We start from the raw sequence: 16,946 nt of genomic DNA, 5'->3' as shown, positions 1-16,946 counted from the left end.
CGTCACTCATGTATATGAGTGACATGAAGAAGAGTGCCCGACTCCTGTACATGAGCCACCCGCCGCGAAGAAGAACTCACGACGGGTTGCGGGAAGTTGAGCGGACGTCAGTCGTCGGCAGGGATCCGATACTCGAAAACGAACTGGTCAGCGGCCATGAGCCTGTCGCACACCTCGACCACGCGACCCGCGGTGGTACGAGCCTCCCGGATCAGGTGAACCACCGGCGCACCAGGGCTGAGCACCAGTTCCGACGCTTCCGACTTCGAGGCTGGGCGCGCTTGCAGCGTCTCGACGAACTCTGCGAACTCATGCCCGTGGTCTTCGAGTCGGGCGTAGATGCCACCGAGGACCGGAACCGGCCCCTCCCGCCGCAGTTCCCATAGTCCTTCCCTGCCTCCTATGCTCCTCTACATGAGTCAACCACAGGAAGCGACACCCACTCCCCTGCACTCCGTGTCCGTCGCCGGAGTAGTGGTGCGCGAGGACGGCCGCCTCCTGGCAATCCGCCGAGCCGACAACGGCACCTGGGAGCTCCCCGGCGGCATCCTCGAACTCAACGAGACACCCGAGGCCGGCGTTGCCCGCGAGGTCTGGGAAGAGACAGGCATCCACGTCGAGGTGGACCAGCTCACCGGCGTCTACAAGAACACGACCCGAGGCATCGTCGCCCTGGTCTTCCGCTGCAAGCCCTCCGGCGGCACCGAGCGCACATCAAGCGAGTCGACAGCCGTCTCCTGGCTCACACCCGACGAGGTCAGCGAGCGCATGGCCGAGGTCTACGCGGTCCGTCTCCTGGACGCCCTGGACGACAACGGCCCTCACGTGCGGAGCCACGACGGCAAGCAGCTCATCACAGCGGGATAAGACTTTCTCTACTTCATCAAGGCCCGCGCACGGCGCGGGCGCGCGCCGCCTCTGCGGCGCGGCCCGCCTCCTGTCTCCGCCCCGGCTGGCCGCGCCCGGCAGCGCGCTCGGCGGCTGCGGGCTTGAAGCGTGGAGACACCCTCTGCGGCTGGGGCACCGGCCGAGCTTGCAGTTGAGCGATCGTCAGTCGCAGCGGCACTCTCTGCAGGCTGAGTCTGACCTCATCATGGAACACACGAAATAGCATCTCAGGAGACCGCGCGCTTAGGGGACTTAGCGATGATTGAGAAGAAGCGCCCTAAATATCCGACCTGCCTCAAACGAGGCGCTTCAGGCGTGCCCGATGACGGCCGGTTTCACATCGTGGTGGAAACACGCATCACGGTTTCCACGAAGGTCGAATCGTACGCACACCTCGCTTACGAAGAGGCGATCGAGGAGTACCGCCAAGCGCACGGGCATCCTAGCGCCGCGGAAATTCTCGCCAAAGAGTCGGCACGGCGGGATGCTCGCGCGTTGCGAGCTGAAGGAGTTTCCTTTCGAGCGCGAAGAAATCACGGAGGAGGCCCGGGGGGACGCGGCGGCGCGTGAGCTGGATCAAGACACATTGACACCTCAAAGGGGACGAAAATGCAAATGACCCTTCCACTAGCCAAGAACACAACACCCTGCGAAAATTGCTCCAAACGTCCCGACTGTTCGGCATTTCTAGTCCTAAATGATCTCATCTACCAAAAGTCGAACTTCAAGCGGGCAACCAGCCCTACTTCCTTTCTGCAAAACGCAGGCAGCGAAGAACTCTACGCCTCGCTTCAACGTACGATTAAATATTGGATGGAGAGCGTAAAAGGACTCCACGCCCCCCAAGGAGAAGAATACAGCCTTTCTGCGCTTTTCGATTTTCTCGCCTCTGGCCTCTATGCCTATCTCCTGCATTCCGAAGCCACTCCAGGACTGCTAACAAAGCCCGCATATCTACACAGCGATAACACACAGACCCTTGCTTTCTTTCCATACGTGTGGATGTGTCCAGGTTGCATCACTGAAGGTAGAGACCCGCGCGAAGCGTACCTTGCAGAGTCGGAACTTCGCAGCGGCAAGAGATACGCAGTGTCAAATAGGTTGAGTCGTCCAAATGGAAGGATGATTGGCGATCTAGGGGCACTTGTCATCCGCGCATTGGTGAGCGAACTCGCGGAGGGAGCGTACGTAACGACTGGAGGTGGCCACAGAGGGGAGTTCGATCTCGTAATCGCGACCGCAGAGCGTCTCATCCTGGGCGAGATCAAGGCAAGCCCGTTGGTGGCTTTTCCTCTTGTAGCTAGCCAACCATTCAGAGAAGGTGCCCATCACTCATGGGCTACTAAGACTATTGAGTCAGATGATTGGGCATTTTTCGTCGGGGCGGCAAATCCTGGAGAGCGTAAACTTCCGATCTCACCTCCTTCTGACAAAATTTGGCCCTTGAAGGATCTGGAAGCGATCGCTCAGAACCCCGAGCGAGTAAGGATCGTCCTCGACGCGTGGCAACGTCACCTTGTCGGGTACAGACTCTTTAACGATGAAGATCAGGCAACGAGATGGCTGCGCTTCGGTTGTGGAAACATTGAGTCCCGTGACCCTCAATCGGGGCAACGAGAACAGCTCCGAGTTGACAACACAAAAAGTCTACCCGGAATCGACAGGACCGACGACATAAAAAAGGGCATCGCACAAGTCATGCTCTTTGGGCGGTTGAAGAGAGGCTGCTCTCAGCAAGCAATCAAGACCGCTCTATTCGGCAATCTTTACGCTGAAACCCACCATGAACACTACATGAAACCGTTGGCCTCATTGCAGCTCCTATGGCCAAATGCAGATCCGGTCTACCTGTTCGACGCCATTCTCGGGTTGAGCCGGAATATCATCAACGATGATGGTATTTCTGAACTCTTTGGGCTCCCCAACACACCCTATGAGGCGGATACAGTAGACGCCGCTGCACTGGTGCAGGGTTTGGAAGAAATAAGCGAGTAATACGCTCGAAGGGCGCGACGGTGGGCCCTATCCTACGTCGCGCCCGATCGCCGCAAACTAGACCTTAGTTGCGATTACTACGGCTTCAGCATAGTCACCCTTAGAAGCCGGCCTTGCCACGTAGTCCATCTTGGGAAGCTGGATCTTGACTACGTCATCCATTTTCAGTGGAATCTCGTTGCGAGGTTCTGAAATAATTTCCGCGATAGAATTTGGCATACTGATGCGCCTCACAACCTCGCGGGACACCAAGCCATAGAAGACATGCTCCGAACTCACAACCATAGCGATCTTTCCACCGGGCTTTGTAACCCTAGCCATTTCACGTAGTGACTGCGCGATATCGAGAAAGTACGCCGAGGTAGCCAGGGCCTTGGGCTTCCTGGCCCGCTGGGGCTCCATCCACTCGACGAGTTCACTAATGCTTTGGGGGAGCCCTGCTGAGCGCGCTGGAGCAGTTCGAATGATACTGCCGACCATCTCCGTTTCTCTCTCCATAATTTCCGCCTCCGACATTAGCCCGAGCGCGGTGAGTGAGCACGCACGGCTTCTTAGATACGTCTCACGCCCTGACGAAGCTGGTAGGTACGGCGGGCTGGTTACAATCCCGTCAATAGTGTTGTCCGCATACGGAAGACTTCGCACATCTCCTCGTTGCATGTTGACGGACCCCAGAGCGTTGATGTCGAGGAATCCATCATTGATTAGCATGTCACGCTGCTCAAGAGATCCAACCATTTTTGACAGATGATTATTCATCACCCGAAGAAGCGGACGCACCCCCATCGAAAGGGCGAAACGGTTGTCTCCAGTCCCCATCCAGCGCAAGCCGACTTTGGTGGCCAATGCATGGCTGAGCGCAACTCTAAGAAACTTCCTTCCTTCTTCCTCGGGATATGAGGACAATACCGAGAGTGCAATGCCGCTCTCCTCTTCGATCTCATCTCGAAGCGATTCGGGCTTGATCTTCTTACGAATAAACTGAGGCAACTCATATGACGAATCCAGTTCTGGAGCATTACCCCACAAAAAATCCTGCTTTCTACTGACGGCCAGGAAAGTCTGGAAATGCTCGTAGGCTTTCCGCGCCTCACTAGTAGGAATCTTCAGTGCGTTTACCTTAAGGTTCGCCATCTCAACCGAAAGTGGATCCACGTCGATTCCCTCGGCTTGAATCCCCATCAGCGCGGCTTCCACTCCAAGAGTTCCGCTACCCATGAAGGGATCCAGAACCCGACCACCGTCAGGAACTACATAGTTAGTGAGTGCCCGAGCCATACGCGGAAAGAACTTAGCCTTGTACTTATGGAAAGAATGAGTCAAATATTCATTTTTCTTACGACTTAGCCCGCTCAGGCTTTCTGCCTTAATTCCCGTGGCGCCAGCCGACCTTTCATAGTGGGTCTGAAATGCTTCGACCGTACTAACCTCTTCTGGGCCACCTTGAAGTAGGTGAGAGTAAAATCCGGCCCGCCACTGGAATTTGTCTCGGCTTAGCGACGGAAACCTGCCCACTAGGATATGGTCGTCGTCACGAGCGAGCCCCTGAGCCGCCCTCAACAGGGAAGGATCAATGGCGCCATTCCATTCCTTGAGGCTCGTGAAGGTGTCATTTCCGGAGATTCCACGCGCTTCAAGAAGCGCAAGCTTCAAGTCATCTTGCGTTTCAATGTCTTCCTTTAGGATCAGAATCGAAGAGTCCAGGTTTGCCTGATCACCGAGAGAGGAAGACATTTAGTGCCTTTCGTTTACAGCTCCTCTAGGAGCGTCGGGCTGACCGCACACCGAGTGGCCATGAATTGACTGGGAGGTGATTATGGTAGCACGCCAAGAGGGCAAATTTGACTTTCTACATTCAGCTGAATAAGCACACAGAATTATGTCTGACGAAGCCCTTCTGTTCCAGAAGTGAAACTGTTGCACAGCGTTTGAACATCCACCGACCCCGTGTCTGAAATCGGTGGCACTTTGAACCCACAATTAATCTCCATCAGCATCGGAACCTAGAATTTTCGCACAGAATAGGTTTCTTCGTCGCCCGTTATCCCTCAAGTTACTTCGAAGCGAAGAGGTCATACAACCAACGGAAGACGGCGAAGTGTTGTACTAGATGAGCCCCGAAATGGGCGGTTCACGTGAGGTAACGGCCAGTGATTCTCAAGCTCATGGAACCCATGGTGACTTACTGACCGGCTGAAGATATTTCTCGGATCGACGGCACCAGTACAAGAGGATTGCCCACTGAACCAGTTCGCGTCGCAGATCAGTTCGGGCACAGCGCGACGGGGAGAGGTGCCCCGGTTCTGTGCTCGGGCCACCCTCCCCGCGTAGAAGGAGGCCGTCTCTCGGATGGTGGCCGGCGACGGGCCGAGGACGGCGAATCTCGTGGCTGCCTCCCGGCACACGGAGTCGTCGTCGAGGACTCCGGCCGGGGTCAGGTCGCGCGGGATGTAGATGCGGGCCAGTCCGTGCGGCGATCCTTGTTCAAGGCTGAGGCAGGAGTACTCCGCGAGGGGGCTGCCCGTTGGCACCTTCAGCAACGTCGTCAGGGGTACGGAGGCCGGAACCGTGGTGCTGCGAACCGTGACGCGCAACGTTGGCTCAGCGGCGGTCCAGGGGTCCAGCGTGCCCCAGCCACCGACGTACATGATCTTGCGGCGTGGGCGACGGACGTAGTTGCCCTTGCCGTGGATCTTCTCGATGAGCCCTTCGCCCTGGAGTACGGCGAGGGCGCGTCGCAGTGTCACTGTGCTGACCTTGTAGCGGTCGGCCAGGCCGACTTCGGACGGTAGGCGCTCGCCAGGTTTTTTGCTGCCCGTCGTGATCTGGTGGCGGAGATCGTCCGCGATGTCGTGGTGACGAGAGGGCACGGGGCCGGTCACCGCCTTCTCAGCAGTCGCACGGCGGCGAGCCGGGTACGTGTGTGTATGGCCAGCAGCGACTCGAAGACCAGTTGTTTGGCCCCCTGAGGGAGTTGAAAGAGGTCTCTCACCCGGCATGCGTGGCCGCCCAGTTGGATGATGTCGCCGCGCTGCACGGTGGCCGCGGTGACTTCGATGTGGGAAACCAGTGCGCTGCCGGGGACTTGAGGCCTCACAGCGTCACATCCACGGGCGCGGACCGGTCGGGCGTCGAGTGGCACGGGCAGTCACACGCCTCATAGATCACCGGGACGTCGGCGGGTGCCAAGAACGGGGAGGACTCAACGCAGGAGGGGTGGGTGCCGATCCGGCACGCGATCGAGCGGTAGGGGACGGAAGTGGTGTCCGCACTGCTCGGCTGTCGACGAGGGGGCATCAGCGAACCCCCGCGAGGGCCGACCAGGCATCGGCCGGCAGACGAGGCGCGACGACCACCGCTCGCGTCCGTGCACGCTCTTCCCATGCCAGCAGGTACGGACGGACGAGCGCGACGTCCTCACCCCTCAGGGGGCGATGGTGGACCATGCCAGCCGAAGCTTGGCCCAGGACGACGGTCGATGCGTCAGCAGGCACGGCGGGGGTGGGAGCGGCCGGCGGCCGGGGCGGCGCTAAGGGGCGGCGACGGCGTCCCTTGGAGAAGTACCGCTTCCTGGTGAGAGAGGCGGCACGGCGGATACGGTTGAGCATGCTGGTCAGCTCCTATCGCTGATAGCCCGGTCCCCCGACATCGCCCGTCGTGGGGACCGTCTTGCGTACGACCGCCCATAAGGTGCGGCCGTTCAAGCTGGTGGCCAGGAGCCCGAATCGATCGGCCTCAGCCACCACTTCCAGAACCTCTCGCCATGTCTCGACGGAGAGCGTTTTCGGCACCTCCGCCTCGACCGACGTGAACCGGGCGTGCTCTTCTACTCGTGCGGGGAGACCGACGGCGGACAGCCGGGCGGCGATGGCCGCCGCGCTAACTCCCGAACCGGGCACAGGGCAGCCTCCGTCACCAGCAATCACTTTCAGTAACGCTAGTTAACTAGATTAGACCTAGTGGACTAGATTTTCCATATGCCTGAGCAGCCGCCCTATCTCCGCATCGCCGATGAACTCCGGCGGCGCATCGCGGAGCACGTCTGGGGACCGGGGGACCGTCTCCCCTCCCGCGCCCAGATCGGCCAGGAGTGTGGCGTGGGCGAGAACGTGGTTCGCCGGGCACAGGAGTTGCTGATCTCCCAGGGCGTGCTGGAAGGCCGTGCCGGATCGGGTACGTACGTCGCCGAGACCCGGCAACGAGTACGGGTCGTCCGGTCAACGGCGCGCGAGCAGCCCGGCGGAGCTCCGTTCCGCCAGGACATGAAGGCGCTCGGCAGACAAGGCGACTGGGAGAGCCGGACCGACGCGAAGGTGCCGGCTCCGGCGGAGATCGCGGCGCGGCTCGGGGTGGCAGAGGGCGAGCTGTGCGTAAAGACGATGTACGAGTTCCTGGCGGACGGCAGGCCGGTGCAGTTGTCGACGAGTTGGGAGCCCTACGACCTCACCGCCGGCACACTCGTCGTCCTCCCCGAAGGAGGACCGCACGCCGGGGCAGGTGTCGTGAACCGCATGGCCGTGATCGGAGTGACCGTCAGCCATGCGGTGGAGCAGCCGGAGCCGCGGCAGGCGACCGCCGAGGAGGCGTCGCTACTCGGCATCCAGAAGGCCGCACTCGTGACGCACATCCGGCGGACCTACTACAGCGACGAAGGCCAGCCCGTCGAGACGGCGGACATCGTGGTGCCCGCAGCGCACTGCGAGATCGTCTACGAGATTCCGATCAGCCACTAACGAGCAGACCGGCAGCTCCAAAGCTGTGCCCAGCCGTGCCCCCCGGCGTGCCCCTTCCGTGCCCGATAGAGCGGGAAACCAGGGGGAACAGCGGTGACAGGCAGGGAGCGGGCATGGCAACGGCCCCCGACCATACGTACTGGTCAGGGGCCGTTCACCTGCGGTGGGTGTGGGATTTGAACCCACGGTGACATCGCTGCCACGACGGTTTTCAAGACCGTTCCCTTAGGCCGCTCGGGCAACCCACCCACGCCCCGCCCGACCAGCGACGGAGCGGCTACAGCCTACCGGCTGTCTGATCGAGAGACGCAGTCCTGGCCAGAGGTTGGCCACACGACGGCTCGCCCACCGACCAGAACCCTGACCTTACGGGGCCGCCTCACCTTCACGGCGAGCGGCCGGCAGCGGCAAATCCCGCTCCGGGTGCCGGTCGCCTGCCAGTCGATCGCGCGGATCACGCTGTGCAGATCGTGCGCGGCCTCAACGACGTCGGCGCCACCGAGCAGCATGACTTGCTCGAACGACTGCCCCCGGAAACGCTCGGCCTCGGCCAGATCCGCAACGTCTCCGCCTCCGGCGGCGCGTACGTATCCCTTCGCGATGCTCGTACAGCCGCCCCCTGCGGCCTGCGGCGTGGCGCATGGAAGCCTGGCGGCGTGGATACGTTCGAGGGTCGGCTCCAAGGGGGCTCGGAGTGGTGGTCCGCCGCCGTCGGCGAAGCGCAGGACGGCGGCTGGGTGCGTGATGCCGTGGAACGGCAGGTGATGCGGGACATCAAGGTCGCCACGAATCCCCTGCATGGTGGACGGCCGGCCCCGTTCACCGAGGACTCGGGGCACGTGCGTATCGGGCGGATCGCTAACTGGGCAGGGGTTCTGCGACTCGCCGCGCGGGCAGGCGGGTGGGTGCTCCAACCGGTCGCTGGACGCCGCCCGCCGCATTCTGCGGGTATAGCTGAGCTACTGTCCGGCATCTACGCCGTCGGCGAGCAGGGAGAGATCTGGATGGAGCGGTTCCTGAGAGGTGAACTGCCACCGGAAGACCAACTTGCCATGGCCGAGCGCTTCATGACCGGGCCAGGGTCCGTCGAGGATCTTGATCTCTTCTTCTACGACTGACGGCCATCCCCTCTTGCGCAAACCCACTGGTCGCTCTTGGCCGTGGGTACGTGTGTCATGCTCCAGGTTCTTTCGGTAAGTCCCCGGTTGCGTGAGTGCCCGCGTCAGCGAGTCGTACGGTCGCGATTCGGGGCACGGTTCGCCGTTGACACTCAGGATCTGATCCAGCGCCACCTCTACATGTTTCGGCGTCTGGGAACCACATTGACACGGTGGATGCAGGGCCGTCTGCGGCCCGGGGACACGTTCGTCGACGTCGGCGCGAACATCGGGTACTACAGCGTGCTCGCCGCGCAACTCGTAGAAGCACGGGGCCGGGTGGTGGCCATCGAGGCGTCGCCCGGCTTTCGTCAGAAGCTTCAGCAGCAGGTACGGCTCAACGGCTGCGGCAACGTACGTGCTGGCCGGTTCGGCGAACATGGGGCCAACAGCATCGTCCCGTACGAGGGGCCGGCGGAGTCGTCGTTCGAGATCGAGGCGCTTCCGCTGCCCGAGATCCTGACGGCGGAGGAAATCGCCAGTGCGCGCGTCATCAGGATTGATTCAGCCGCCATGCGAACCATTCCCGCCCGAGTGAGGAGTGCCTTCCAACTCTCCAAGGGAGAGGGGCCGTTCAAATGCCAGGGGCTTGTTTCTTCGGGTGCCAGTCCCCCTCGGGCCAGTCGTACGGCGAAAAGTCGTCGGGGACCTGCCCGCAGGGGGCGTAGACGCTGATGAACAGAGTCGTGGTCGAGTCGTTCCACTGAACGTCGACCAGGTCGCCGCCTTTCGGATCCTCGAATCGGAAGCCCAGCTCACTGAAGGTCGCCCCTGCGCGGTCGCCTTCTTCGCTGGTGAGTCTCCAACCCTGTTTCACCAACTGCTGACGTACGCGCTGCTGCGCGTCTCGTGCGGTTGCTTCGGGGACGTCGGGCACGCTCCAACGCAGTCCGAAACTGACAACATCGCTACGTGCCTCGTCGATGTGGGTGAAGCTCTTCATCCCCTGGTGGTAGCAGGCGCCGGTCTCGACGCTGCCCGAGTCCGCGGGGTACTTCTCGGGGAGGGCGAAGCCCTCGTACACCGCGTCGGACCGGTCCTTGAGTCGTTGAGCAACCGTGTCGGGGTCGGCCGAAGGGTAGGGCGGGCCGTTCCACATCTCCGACGCGAGGTTGCCCGCCGCGGCGGCGGCGACCGACAGCGGGATCACTGCGAGCCCCGCGGCGGCAATCAGGACGGACAGCCCGAAGGCCCGGACTCTACGCACAGGCAACTTGAACATGCGTGCGACGTTAGGCGTCAGCATTCCGTGACGCATGAGTAGCAGTACTCAGGGGAGCTCTGGAGCGTCTACGGATGTCGCCCAGGCGCGGCGGCGCTGCGACGGCAGGGCGCGCGACAGGCATTACGGGAAGCTGCCGCCGCCGGACGGCGTGGACGATCACCCAGTCCAGGCAGGTCGGGGAATCGAGTCCGCAGAGCGTGAATGGGTGACTGCATCTCAGCTGATCGTGTCTGGCGACTTCATTTCGCCGCTATGGGCGATGCGCTCTGATTAGGTCGGTGAGGTCAGTTCTGTTACCCAGCGAAAGGAATCGGTGAGATGAACGCCAGTAAGGGAGACCGCCTTGTGGTCCACGGCCGTGTCGTGGGCGAGAACGATCACGTGGTGGAGATCATCGAGGTTCTGGGCCCCAATGGCACGCCCCCTTACCGCGTGCGGGCGGAGAACGGACACGAGACGATCATGTCCCCCGGCCCCGACTCCGTCGTGGAGCACCGACGCGCTGCCGAAGGGGGCTGAGCCCCGACTGCCACGCCGGACGGGACATCCCGCTCAGTGAGTGGTCGGGTCATGCCACCCGAAGTGCGCCAGCGCCCGCGCCCGCGCCTCCACCACTGCCACCCGGGCGTCGCGCTCGCCCGCGTCGGTGTGGGCTGACTGGCTCGTGGCCTGGCCCGGCCACTTGCGGTGGAGCAGACCGACCTCACTGCTGAACCAGCCGTGCGCCGTCACGTTCAGGGCGGGCAACAACTCCGTGTCCTCCGAGGCCGGCAGGGCCGTCCAACCGCCCAGCGCCAAGAGCAGGTCGCGGCGGACGAAGAGGGTCGCGGGGGGCCTGCGCGCGGTAGTCGTGGGCCGACCAGTGGTCGACGTGAACGCCCCTCTCGCTGAAGTCCCCTACCTACTCGGGCACGCTGGCATCTCCCTGTCGATCAAGCCAGGCGTCGGCCTGGTAGAAGTGGCTCACCCGCGCGGGCCACAGCGACCGTCGGCCACCGCGCCAACTGGCGGGTATCCGGTGCCGGCTGGAAGGTCAGGGCCAGTCCTCCGTCAGCCCCTCGCAATCGAGTCGGCCGCGCCAAGGTCGCGACGCATGACACTGCGGAGTTCGGCCACCGCCGTATCGAATCTGTTCTCCAGCTCGGTGTAGCCATCGCTGTCGATCTCCGGGCTCCGGGCTCCGGGCTCCGCAGGAGCAGGTCTCGTGTATCCCTCAGGACACGGATGTTCGTCTGGGCGCACTCGTTCAGTGCGGTTCGCATCCGCGACAGTGCGGCGGTGTAGTCGCCGTAAAGCCGGCGCCGTGCGTCGAGGCTCTGGCCGGCGCGGTCCCTGCGCCAACTGAGTCGGTCGGCCGGCAGCTCGAACCAACGCCGATCAGCGCCCCGAGTGCGGTAGTGCGGTAGTGCGGTACTGACAGGTGCTACCCAATCCATGCTCACGGAGCCTGGAGCCCCATGACCGACCGGTTCGCTGACTTGGGCCTTCGCCGTGGGGCAGGGGGCGTAGATCGTGGCGCGTGGGTTTGGCTCGGGACTGGTTCCTGGGTACTCAGTTCGGGGCCGGGGAAGACGTCTCGTCGGCCTTGATGTCGAAGTTGATCTCGTCTCCATCGACTGAGGTCACCTTGACCGTTACGCCCAGGGTGCTGCCGTCGTCCGCCGTGAGCGTGCACCGGGTGGTGGTGTCGACCTTGCCGACGAGGGCCTCGGGGCAGGTGATGTCCGGCTTGGGCTGACCCGTTGTGGCGGCGAGCTTCTCGGCGACCGTGGTTGCCAGCTTGTCCGCGGACAGTTTCGGCGTGGACTTTCCGACATCGACCGAGGCCGAGCAGCCGACGAGGAGCACACTGGCGGCTACGGCCGAGAGTATCGACGTCGCCGCGGACAACCGGGTTGTGGTCATGGTGGACTCCGGGGAATCTTGGCAGGAAGAGGCCCGAAGCATACGTGGCGGGGGACGGGGTCCGCTCTCGTGGTGGGGCGGATCATGGCCGGTGAGCGCGCGGTTGTCCGCCTGGAGCGTGTGCCCTTCGCCGTTCCCCCTCGCGAACGTCCAGTTCTGGCAGAGCCCTTGAGAGCCTTGTCCCGGTCCGACCTGCTCCCGACTTCGTACGTACGGTCCGCCCGGACACCAGCACGGTCTCGCAGGGCGTCACGCGGAGGCGGCGGACCTCGCACCGGCAAACAAACGCCTCACAGGTTGAATTCATGGGACTCTTCGACAAGCTGACCGGAACCAAGCGCCCCGCCGACCTGGTCGCCGAGTGGCGCCTCCTGGAGCCGGCCTGGCAGACCTTCTTCGCCCGGACACAGGTGAGTCGGGTGTTCCAGACACCGTCCTTGGCGCGGGATGGACTTGGCGCGGAGTCGTCACCGGCAAGCTGTGAGACCGGCGAGCTCCTGACGCCTCGGCCTCAACCCAGGCCTTGGCTCGGTCTTGGCTCCGGTCTTGGCCCTCGGACCGGCGGGGCTTCCAAGGTGTCGGGCGGGGGTGGGCCATGATCGGCGGTGGCCTGCGTTCGGCCGGCCCCGGGGGGCGGCTCAAGGGAGATTGCCGTGGACATCCTGCTGGTCACGAGTGCCTTCAACAGCCTGACCCAGCGCGTCTTCGCCGAACTCGGCGACCGCGGGCACTCCGTCCGTGTGGAACTGGCCCTGGGTGACGAGCCGTTGCGGGAGGCCGTACGCCGTACCTCGCCGGATCTGGTCGTCGCCCCCATGCTCAAGACCGCGATCCCGGCCGACATCTGGTCGAGCCGCGTCTGTCTGATCGTCCATCCGGGGCCGGTCGGCGACCGCGGGCCGTCCTCGTTGGACTGGGCCATCCACCTGGGCGCCGCCGAGTGGGGGGTGACCGTCCTGCAAGCCGCCGGGGAGATGGACGGCGGGGACGTGTGGGCGTCGGCCCGGTGTCCGGTACCGGCCGACGTCGGGAAGAGCGACCTCTACCGCAACGAGGTCTCCGACGCCGCACTCGAAGCGGTGCTGCTCGCCGTGGAGCGCTTCGCGTCCGGGACGTACGTTCCCGAGCCGCAGGACCCCACCGGTTCGGGCGCGGGGGTGTGCGGCCGGCCGTACTTCGCGCAGAGCCTGCGGCGTATCGACTGGGCGTCCGACCCGACCGAGACCGTGGTGCGCAAGCTGCGCGGGGCGAATTCGCAGCCGGGGGTCCTGGACGTACTCCTCGAAGAGGAGTGGTACTTGCACGGCGGCCACGCCGAGGACACCTTGCGCGGGCGGCCCGGAGAGCTGGTGGCCACCAGGTCCGGTGCCGTCTGCCGGGCGACGGTGGACGGCGCGGTGTGGATTCCGGAACTGCGCCCCCGCCGTAAGGCGGATGGCCCGGCCACGTTCAAGCTGCCGGCGGTTGCGGCCCTCGGAGACCGGGTGGCGGCGCTGCCCGAGATCGCCGCCCCCATCGCCTGGGAACCGCCCGCGGAGCGCCGGACATGGAGTGACATCCGCTACCGGGAGGACGGCCAGGCCGGCTTCCTGTCGTTCACCTTCGCCGGTGGTGCGATGAGTACGGCGCAGTGCCGACGCCTGCTCACGGCGTACCGCTTCGCGTGTACGCGGCCGACCACCGTGCTGGTACTCGGCGGCAGCCGTGACTTCTTCTCCAACGGCATCCACCTGAACGTCATCGAGGCGGCCGACGACCCCGCGCGGGAGTCCTGGGAGAACATCAACGCCATGGACGACCTCGTGGAGGCTCTGCTGACCACGACGGACCGGCTGGTCGTGAGCGCCCTCGGCGGCAACGCGGCGGCGGGCGGCGCCATGCTGGCCCTGGCCGCGGACGAGGTCTGGTGCCGGAGCGGAGCCGTACTCAACCCGCATTACCGGCTGATGGGGCTGTACGGGTCGGAGTACTGGACGTACACGCTGCCCCGCAGGGTGGGAAACGAGGAGGCGCAGCGCCTGACGCGCCGCGCCCTCCCGGTGACGGCCGCCCGCGCGTACGGGATCGGGCTGGTGGACGTCGTCATCGAGAGCACGCCGCAGGACTTCGGCTCCGTCGTCGCACACCACGCCTCGCGGCTCGCGTCGGCGCCGGGGACGCAGCGGCGCGTCGGCGAGAAGAAGGCGGCGCGCGAACGGGACGAGGCCGTCGCGCCGCTGAGCGCGTACCGGGAGGCCGAACTGGCACGGATGCGGGCCACGTTCTTCGATCCCGGCGCGCCGTACCACGCGCTGCGGGCCGCCTTCGTACGGAAGGTGCGGCCGTCGTCCACGCCGGACCAACTGCGGGCGGGGACGTCGCCCGTGGCCGGCCACGGCGACTGAGGACGTACGGGAGTACGGGAGTACGGGAGTACGGGAGTACGGGAGTACGGGAGTACGGGAGTACGGGAGTACGGGAGTACGGGAGTACGGGAGTACGGGAGTGGCCGTACGTCCTCGCCGTACGGCCACGACCACCCCCACGCACACGAACTTCGTTGCTCTCGTGTTGTCGATCGTGGGCGATCCCGTTCGCCGTTGTTGGTAAGGCCGCCGGTCGGCGCGGTATGAACAGATGAACGAGCGTACGAGCGAAGGAAACCCGCATGCGAAATCTGATGGTGACCACATTCGTCTCCCTCGACGGGGTGATGCAGGGCCCGGGCGGCAGCGACGAGGACCGGGACGGCGGGTTCGAGCACGGTGGCTGGTCCGTGCCGCACATGGGGGCGGATCTCATCGAGCGGATGACCACCGTGGTCCGCCGCGCCGACGCGCTGCTCGTCGGGCGCAGGACGTACGACATCTTCGCCGCCACCTGGCCGCTCGCCGAGGCCGACGACCCGATCGGGTCGAAGATGAACAGCGTGCGGAAGTACGTCGCGTCGCGGACACTGGACTCCGTGTCGTGGCAGAACTCGACGCTGCTGACGGGCGACGTCGCCGAGGCGGTCCGCACGCTCAAGGAGAGCGACGGCGGCGAGATCCAGGTGCACGGCAGTGGTGAGCTGATCCAGACGCTGATCGAGCACGACCTCGTGGACGAGTTCCACGTCCTGGTCTTCCCGGTGCTCATCGGCTCCGGCAAGCGGCTCTTCGGGAGGGGCACCGTCCCGGCGGGGCTGAGGCTCGTCGACACCACGCGGTCCGACAGCGGTGTCGTCGTCAGCACGTACGCGCGGGCGGGCAAGGTCGAATACGGGGCCATGGGCCCCGAGACCGGCAATTGGTGAGCGGGGAAAAGACGGATGGCGAGCGGCATGCCGCAGTACGCGATTCTGGTCTACGAGAAGGAAACCCCCCGGGCGGCGTCGCCGACATCCCGCCCGACGTCATGGAGGCCAACCTGCGCGTCGGGGAGCAGATCACCGCGATGGGCGCATGTCCCACGGACACGTACACCGACGGGGCGGGGCGCCAAGTTCGGCGCCCCGCCCCGTCGGTGTACGTCAGCCCTCTACTGCGTATCGCCCTTGCGCTCGCCCAAGGTGACCTCGACCTGCGACTCCTTGCCGTCGCGCGTGTAGGTGATCTTGATCTTGTCGCCCGGCTTGTGCGTCCAGATCTCGCTGATCAGCGTCGGGCCGCTGTCGATCGGCACATCGTTGAACTTCGTGATCACGTCACCCGACTTGAGCCCCGCCTTCGCGGCCGGCCCGTCCGGCGTCACCGCCGCGCCGCCGCCCGCGCCGTCGCCCGAGATCGTCGCGCCGTCGCCGCCGTCCGACATGGAGACCGTCGCGCCGATGACCGGGTAGACGGGCTGGCCGGTCTTGATGAGCTGCTCGGCAACGTTCTTCGCCTGGTTGATCGGGATGGCGAAACCGAGGCCGACCGAGCCCGCCTGGGTCCCGCCGCCACCGCCACCGCCACCGCCACCGCCCGAGGGCTGGATGGCCGAGTTCATGCCGATGACCGCGCCCCGCGCGTCCAGCAGCGGACCGCCGGAGTTGCCGGGGTTGATGGAGGCGTCCGTCTGGAGGGCGCTCATGTACGAGTTCTTGTCGCTGGAGCCGTCACCGGAGGCCACGGGGCGGTTCTTGGCGCTGATGATGCCCGTCGTGACGGTGTTGGAGAGCCCGAACGGCGCGCCGATCGCGATCGTCGAGTCACCGACCGCCACCTGGTCCGAATTGCCCAGGGCCAGCGGCTTCAGCCCGGCCGGCGGGTCCTTCAGCTTCACCACGGCGACGTCGTAGCCCTCGGCGCGGCCGACGACCTCGGCCGCGTACTCCTTGCCGTTGGAGAAGGTCGCCGTCAGGTCCCCGCCGTCGGCGGCCGACGCCACCACGTGGTTGTTCGTGAGGATGTGACCCTGCTTGTCGTAGATGAAGCCCGTGCCCGTGCCGCCGTCGCCGCCCTGGGCCTGCGCCGTGATGGTCACCACGCTCGGCAGCGCCTTGCCGGCCACCGCCGCCGTGCTGCCCGCCTCCCGCTTCAGAGCGGGGGCGTCGGCCGCGGAGACCGTGGTCGAGCCACCGCTGACGCTGCCGTCGCTGTTACGGTCCGCCGCCCAGTAACCGACCCCGCCGCCGACCACACCGGCGACCAGCGCCGCCGCGAGCACCGCCGCGATCAGCCCGCCGGGACGCTTGCGGGAGGGCTGCGGGCCGGACGCGGGCGGCTCACCCCATCCGCCGCCACCGCCGATGTCGCCACTGCCACCGCCGCCTCCGTAATGAGGCTGGACCGACGGGGGCGAGGGCGGCGGCCATCCCGCGTCGGGGGCCGATCCGACCGAGGGCGGCTGCGACGGCGGCTGCGACGACGCCTGGACCGGCGCGCCGAACCCGCCCGCCCCGCCGGGCTCACTGGACCGGCCGGGCTGCTCGGGGTAGCGCTGATCGTGGCTGAACTCCCCCGGAGCGGACGCGGGTGTGCCCTCAGGAGCGGCAACCGGCACGGGAGGTACGGACGGGGCGGACGGGACCGCTGTGCCCTCGTTCTCGGTGCTCACAGTCTTTTACTCCTCGGTTCCACATCAGTCTTCGGCAAGAGTTCC

The 16,946-nt window shown here is 64.9% G+C and carries 15 protein-coding genes, 1 tRNA gene and 2 pseudogenes; 8 read left to right on the top strand and 10 right to left on the bottom strand.

From position 1 onward, the window contains the following. Positions 1 to 107 precede the first annotated feature (107 nt). Positions 108 to 356, bottom strand: a pseudogene (locus OG700_RS20255) (UTRA domain-containing protein); the annotation flags it as partial. A gap of 46 nt (positions 357 to 402) precedes the next feature. Between OG700_RS20255 and OG700_RS20250 the strand changes: the two are divergent. Both OG700_RS20250 and OG700_RS20245 read left to right on the top strand, forming a co-directional pair. Continuing rightward, entirely contained in the window at positions 403 to 867 is a 465-nt protein-coding gene (locus OG700_RS20250; RefSeq protein ID WP_405615551.1) for an NUDIX hydrolase, read from the top strand. Positions 868 to 1,497: 630 nt separating this feature from the next. After that, positions 1,498 to 2,883, top strand: a complete 1,386-nt coding sequence (locus OG700_RS20245; RefSeq protein ID WP_405615549.1) for a hypothetical protein — start codon at positions 1,498 to 1,500, stop codon at positions 2,881 to 2,883. Positions 2,884 to 2,940: 57 nt separating this feature from the next. Here the strand turns inward: OG700_RS20245 and OG700_RS20240 are convergent, their stop codons facing one another. The 4 genes from OG700_RS20240 to OG700_RS20225 form a co-directional block, all read right to left on the bottom strand. Further along, on the bottom strand, positions 2,941 to 4,617 hold the full coding sequence (locus OG700_RS20240; protein WP_405615547.1) for a DNA methyltransferase: 1,677 nt from the start codon (positions 4,615 to 4,617) through the stop codon (positions 2,941 to 2,943). A 338-nt stretch (positions 4,618 to 4,955) separates the two neighbouring features. Beyond that, positions 4,956 to 5,765 carry a GntR family transcriptional regulator gene (locus OG700_RS20235; protein ID WP_405615545.1) on the bottom strand — a complete coding sequence of 270 codons (810 nt, stop codon included), beginning with the start codon at positions 5,763 to 5,765 and terminating at the stop codon, positions 4,956 to 4,958. Beyond that, on the bottom strand, positions 5,762 to 5,980 hold the full coding sequence (locus OG700_RS20230) for a hypothetical protein (RefSeq protein WP_405615543.1): 219 nt from the start codon (positions 5,978 to 5,980) through the stop codon (positions 5,762 to 5,764). Before OG700_RS20230 ends, OG700_RS20235 begins: the two co-directional genes overlap by 4 nt. 523 nt (positions 5,981 to 6,503) lie before the next feature. Continuing rightward, on the bottom strand, positions 6,504 to 6,782 hold the full coding sequence (locus OG700_RS20225; RefSeq protein ID WP_405615541.1) for a hypothetical protein: 279 nt from the start codon (positions 6,780 to 6,782) through the stop codon (positions 6,504 to 6,506). Positions 6,783 to 6,860: 78 nt separating this feature from the next. Here OG700_RS20225 and OG700_RS20220 point away from each other — a divergent pair, with 78 nt between their 5' ends. Beyond that, positions 6,861 to 7,616 carry a GntR family transcriptional regulator gene (locus tag OG700_RS20220; RefSeq protein WP_405615539.1) on the top strand — a complete coding sequence of 252 codons (756 nt, stop codon included), beginning with the start codon at positions 6,861 to 6,863 and terminating at the stop codon, positions 7,614 to 7,616. 161 nt (positions 7,617 to 7,777) lie between these two features. Here the strand turns inward: OG700_RS20220 and OG700_RS20215 are convergent. Continuing rightward, positions 7,778 to 7,864 (bottom strand) — tRNA-Ser (locus OG700_RS20215). Between the two features lie 213 nt (positions 7,865 to 8,077). On the opposite strand from OG700_RS20215, the gene OG700_RS20210 reads away from it, so the two are divergent. Further along, complete coding sequence (locus OG700_RS20210; RefSeq protein WP_405615537.1) at positions 8,078 to 8,734, top strand: hypothetical protein; 657 nt, start codon at positions 8,078 to 8,080, stop codon at positions 8,732 to 8,734. Positions 8,735 to 8,791: 57 nt separating this feature from the next. Further along, complete coding sequence (locus OG700_RS20205; protein ID WP_405615535.1) at positions 8,792 to 9,448, top strand: FkbM family methyltransferase; 657 nt, start codon at positions 8,792 to 8,794, stop codon at positions 9,446 to 9,448. Here the strand turns inward: OG700_RS20205 and OG700_RS20200 are convergent. Further along, entirely contained in the window at positions 9,348 to 10,019 is a 672-nt protein-coding gene (locus OG700_RS20200; protein WP_405615532.1) for a hypothetical protein, read from the bottom strand. The two genes, OG700_RS20205 and OG700_RS20200, sit on opposite strands and share 101 nt — an antisense overlap. Positions 10,020 to 10,316: 297 nt before the next feature. Between OG700_RS20200 and OG700_RS20195 the strand changes: the two genes are divergently transcribed. Next, a complete protein-coding gene (locus OG700_RS20195) occupies positions 10,317 to 10,517 on the top strand; it encodes a DUF1918 domain-containing protein (RefSeq protein ID WP_405615530.1) in 201 nt (66 codons plus the stop codon). A gap of 33 nt (positions 10,518 to 10,550) precedes the next feature. Here the strand turns inward: OG700_RS20195 and OG700_RS20190 are convergent. Further along, a pseudogene (locus OG700_RS20190) lies at positions 10,551 to 10,884 on the bottom strand (glycosyltransferase family 2 protein); the annotation flags it as partial. Positions 10,885 to 11,549: 665 nt separating this feature from the next. Beyond that, positions 11,550 to 11,903: a DUF4333 domain-containing protein gene (locus OG700_RS20185; protein ID WP_405615528.1), complete on the bottom strand. Its 354-nt coding sequence runs from the start codon at positions 11,901 to 11,903 to the stop codon at positions 11,550 to 11,552. 653 nt (positions 11,904 to 12,556) lie between these two features. On the opposite strand from OG700_RS20185, the gene OG700_RS20180 reads away from it, so the two are divergent. Next, a complete protein-coding gene (locus tag OG700_RS20180) occupies positions 12,557 to 14,287 on the top strand; it encodes a hydrogenase maturation protein (RefSeq protein WP_405615526.1) in 1,731 nt (576 codons plus the stop codon). 263 nt (positions 14,288 to 14,550) lie between these two features. After that, on the top strand, positions 14,551 to 15,177 hold the full coding sequence (locus tag OG700_RS20175; protein ID WP_405615523.1) for a dihydrofolate reductase family protein: 627 nt from the start codon (positions 14,551 to 14,553) through the stop codon (positions 15,175 to 15,177). Positions 15,178 to 15,401: 224 nt separating this feature from the next. On the opposite strand, the gene OG700_RS20170 is transcribed toward OG700_RS20175, so the two are convergent. Beyond that, positions 15,402 to 16,901, bottom strand: coding sequence for a S1C family serine protease (locus OG700_RS20170; RefSeq protein ID WP_405615521.1), 1,500 nt, complete (start codon positions 16,899 to 16,901; stop codon positions 15,402 to 15,404). Positions 16,902 to 16,946: the final 45 nt, after the last annotated feature.

The organism is Streptomyces sp. NBC_01508 (assembly GCF_045040315.1).
Lineage (GTDB): Bacteria > Actinomycetota > Actinomycetes > Streptomycetales > Streptomycetaceae > Streptomyces.
Note: the sequence above shows the minus strand (reverse complement) of the source record. Positions and strands in the feature narration are given on the sequence as shown.